The 3,695-nt window shown below is 66.8% G+C and carries 3 protein-coding genes and 2 pseudogenes; 3 read left to right on the top strand and 2 right to left on the bottom strand.

Going from position 1 to position 3,695, the window contains the following annotated elements:
* Positions 1 to 172: pseudogene (locus AC2VOP_RS05020) on the bottom strand (peptidoglycan hydrolase RipC); the annotation flags it as partial.
* 231 nt (positions 173 to 403) lie between these two features.
* Positions 404 to 1,486 carry an anthranilate phosphoribosyltransferase gene (gene trpD / locus AC2VOP_RS05015; protein WP_486959921.1) on the bottom strand — a complete coding sequence of 361 codons (1,083 nt, stop codon included), beginning with the start codon at positions 1,484 to 1,486 and terminating at the stop codon, positions 404 to 406.
* Between the two features lie 103 nt (positions 1,487 to 1,589).
* Here trpD and ctaE point away from each other — a divergent pair, with 103 nt between their 5' ends.
* From ctaE to AC2VOP_RS05000, 3 genes and pseudogenes are all read left to right on the top strand, one after another.
* Positions 1,590 to 2,201: an aa3-type cytochrome oxidase subunit III gene (gene ctaE, locus AC2VOP_RS05010; RefSeq protein WP_486959920.1), complete on the top strand. Its 612-nt coding sequence runs from the start codon at positions 1,590 to 1,592 to the stop codon at positions 2,199 to 2,201.
* A gap of 29 nt (positions 2,202 to 2,230) precedes the next feature.
* Positions 2,231 to 3,046, top strand: a complete 816-nt coding sequence (gene qcrC / locus AC2VOP_RS05005) for a cytochrome bc1 complex diheme cytochrome c subunit (protein WP_486959919.1) — start codon at positions 2,231 to 2,233, stop codon at positions 3,044 to 3,046.
* Positions 3,043 to 3,695, top strand: a pseudogene (locus tag AC2VOP_RS05000) (cytochrome bc1 complex Rieske iron-sulfur subunit); the annotation flags it as partial. The gene qcrC and the pseudogene AC2VOP_RS05000, both read left to right, overlap by 4 nt.

Here is a 3,695-nt window from a genome sequence, read left to right as displayed (position 1 = left end):
CCCGTTGAGCCGCAAGCTTTTCCTTGAAGTCGAGCTGCGCGCTGTGCATCGCCTCGGTGGTCTGTTCGGCCTGGCGGGACAGCTCGTTGAGCTTTGCCAGCGCGTCATCGGCCGGGTCGGCCCGCACACTGCCGATCAGGAGACCGGCAAGGACCGTGACGCCGGCCGTCATACTGGCCACCGCACCGACGGATCGTTCGATGGCACGCCCGGTCCGGTGGGTAGGGTGAGAACCCAAGATTTGCATCCTTAAACTGCCGGCGACAACCGTCTCATGTCGCGTCGATCGAATTTAGGTCTCGGATAGGTTACGAAACCGCAACGGTCCTTGTCCATCAAGAGACATAAAATTTAACAATTCGGGTGCCGGCGCGCTCGCAACGACGCGCAGGGGGTCGAGGGCTCAGAGCTGTTGACCGAACCGCACCCACCGCGCGAGCAGCGCTTCGGCAGCACCGGAGTCGATCGCCGCAACGGCACGAGCCAGCCCGTCCTCCCAGGCCGGCAACCATTCGGCGGTGCTGGACAATCCGGCGTGAGCGACCATCGCGCCGGCGGCATTGAGGACGACCGCGTCGCGGACCGGGCCGGCGGTGCCGGCCAGCACCGACCGCGTCTCCTCGGCGTTGGCGTGGGCGTCACCGCCGAGCAGCTGGCCCACCTCGGCGCGGGGGAACCCGAATCCGGCCGGGTCAAAGGTCAGCCGGTCCACGGTACCGGCCTGCACCCGCCAGACGGTGCTGGTGGTGGTGGTGGTCAACTCGTCGAGCCCGTCGTCGCCGTGCACGACCAGCACAGACGATCGGCGTGCAGCGAACACCCCGGCCATCACCTCGGCGAGATCGCCGAATGCGCAACCTATCAGCCCAGCCCGGGGCCTGGCCGGATTGGTCAGCGGCCCAAGCAGATTGAACACCGTCGGAACCCCGACCTCGCGCCGCGCCGCCGACGCGTTGCGGTACGTGGGATGAAACGCCGGCGCAAAGCAGAACCCGATCCCCACCTCGGCAACGCTGCGGGCGACCTCGTCGGGGCCCAGATCGATGCGCACCCCCAGTGCTTCCAACGTGTCGGCGCCGCCGGAGAGCGAACTCGCCGCCCGGTTGCCGTGTTTGACCACGGGTATGCCGGCAGCCGCCACCACGATGGCCGCCATGGTGGACAAGTTCACTGTGTTGGTGCCGTCACCGCCGGTGCCGACCACATCGACGCTGCCGGCGTCGATCTTGTCGGTCGGTACCAGGTGGGCGTGGGTGAGCATGACATCGGCCAGCTCACTGACCTCGACCGCGGTCGGGCCCTTCATGGTCATCGCCACGCCGAAAGCGGCGATCTGGGCCGGTGTCGCGGCGCCGGTAATGATCTGTTCCATCACCCAACTCGCCTGCCCGCGGGCTAGGTCCTGGCCGCCGGTCAATCGCCGCAGAACCCGCGTCCACGGCTCGCCGCGCACAGCTTGCGGGGGTTCTGGATCTGGCTCGACCACGCCGCGATCGTCGCACGCCCGCCCCGCACAGGCCAGGCGTGGTTCGCCTCGATTCTGCGCCCCGGGTGAAATCCGACAACTACGCCACGTCATACTTGCGGTTGTGACGAGCGCTGTGGGGCCCTCCGGTACCGCCATCACGTCGCGGGTGCATTCGTTGAACCGGCCGAACATGGTCAGTGTCGGCACCATCGTCTGGCTCTCCAGCGAGCTGATGTTCTTTGCGGGACTGTTCGCGATGTATTTCACCGCACGCGCTCAAGCCGGCGGCAACTGGCCGCCGCCGCCGACGCACCTGAATCTGTTTCAGGCTGTCCCGGTGACGCTGGTGCTGATTTCTTCGTCATTCACCTGCCAGATGGGGGTGTTCGCCGCCGAGAAGGGTGACGTGTTCGGGCTGCGCCGCTGGTATGTGGCAACCTTCTTCATGGGCCTGTTCTTCGTGCTCGGCCAGGCGTATGAGTACTACCACCTGACCAGTCACGGCACCACCATCCCGTCCAGCGCCTACGGCAGCGTGTTCTACCTGTGCACCGGCTTCCACGGCCTGCACGTCATCGGCGGCCTGATCGCCTTCATCTTCCTGCTGGTCCGCACCACGCTGAGCAAGTTCACCCCGGCGCAGGCCACCGCATCTATCGTCGTCTCCTATTACTGGCATTTCGTCGACATTGTGTGGATCGCGCTGTTCGCCACGATCTACTTCATCCGGTGAGCAGGCCCCCGACGGACAGGAGTGTTCGGTTGAAGAGCAACTTCGGCAACCCCCGACGACGGCTTCGGCGCCGGCTGTCCGGGGGGTTGCTGCTGGCGGCGGCGCTGGCCGTGGCCGGCGGGCTGGCAACGCTGCTGACACCGTCCCCGCAGCTCGCGGTGGCCGACCAGGCCAACTCGGCGCTGCTGCGCACCGGCAAACAGCTGTTCGACACGTCGTGCATAACGTGCCACGGCGCCAACCTGCAGGGCGTGCCCGACCGCGGGCCGAGCTTGATCGGCGTGGGCGAGGCCGCGGTCTATTTCCAGGTGTCGACCGGACGGATGCCCGCGGCTCGCGGCGAGGCCCAGGCACCCCGCAAGGACCCGATGTTCGACGCCGCGCAGATCGATGCACTCGGCGCCTACGTGCAGGCCAACGGCGGCGGCCCTACCATGGTCCGCGACTCGAACGGCGCCATCGCGACCACGTCGCTGCGCGGTCACAACCTCGGCCGCGGCGGCGACTTGTTCCGCCTCAACTGCGCTTCCTGCCACAACTTCACCGGCAAGGGCGGGGCGCTGTCGTCGGGCAAGTACGCCCCCGACTTAGCGGACGCCAACGAGCAGCAGATTCTGGCCGCGATGTTGTCCGGGCCGCAGAACATGCCGCGGTTCTCCGACCGCCAGCTCTCCTTCGACGAGAAGAAGGACATCATCGCCTACGTCAAAACCGTTACCGAGGAATCCAATCCGGGCGGCTACGGGCTGGGCGGATTCGGGCCCGCGCCAGAGGGCATGGCGATGTGGATCATCGGGATGGTGGCCGCCATCGGCGGGGCACTGTGGGTCGGGGCACGGTCATGACCGACATCAGCAAAGACGGAACCGAGCAACCCGACGATGCGGCGCTGGCTGCCATGTCACGCGAGGAACTGGTTGCCCTGGGTGGTCGCCTGGACGGTGTGGAGACGGTCTTCCGGCAACCGCGCTGGCCCGTCGAGGGGACCCAGGCCGAAAAGCGCGCCGAACGTCATGTGGCGCTGTGGTTTTTCGCTGGCGGAGTTTTCGGGCTGGCGCTGCTGCTGATCTTCTTGTTCTGGCCCTGGCGGTACAAGCCGGAGGCCACCGCGGGCAGCAACCTGTACGCGCTGTCCACCCCGTTGTACGGACTCACCTTCGGGCTGTCGGTGCTGGCGATCGGCATCGGCGCGGTGATGTTCGTCAAAAAGTTCATCCCGGAAGAGATCTCGATCCAGGAGCGCCACGACGGCCGTTCCACCGAGTTGGCCCGCAAAACGGTGGTGGCGAATCTGACCGACGCTCTGGAAGGTTCGACGATCAAGCGGCGCAAGCTGGTCGGGCTGTCGCTGGGCATCGGGTTCGGCGCCTTCGGGCTGGGCACCCTGGTCGCGGCGATCGGCGGGATCGTCAAGAACCCGTGGAAGCCGGTGGTCGAGACCGCCGAGGGCAAGAAGGCCGTGCTGTGGACTTCGGGATGGACGCCGCGCTATGC

It is taken from the genome of Mycobacterium sp. TH-M106 (assembly GCF_057473765.1).
This window is presented reverse-complemented; position numbering and strand designations above follow the sequence as displayed.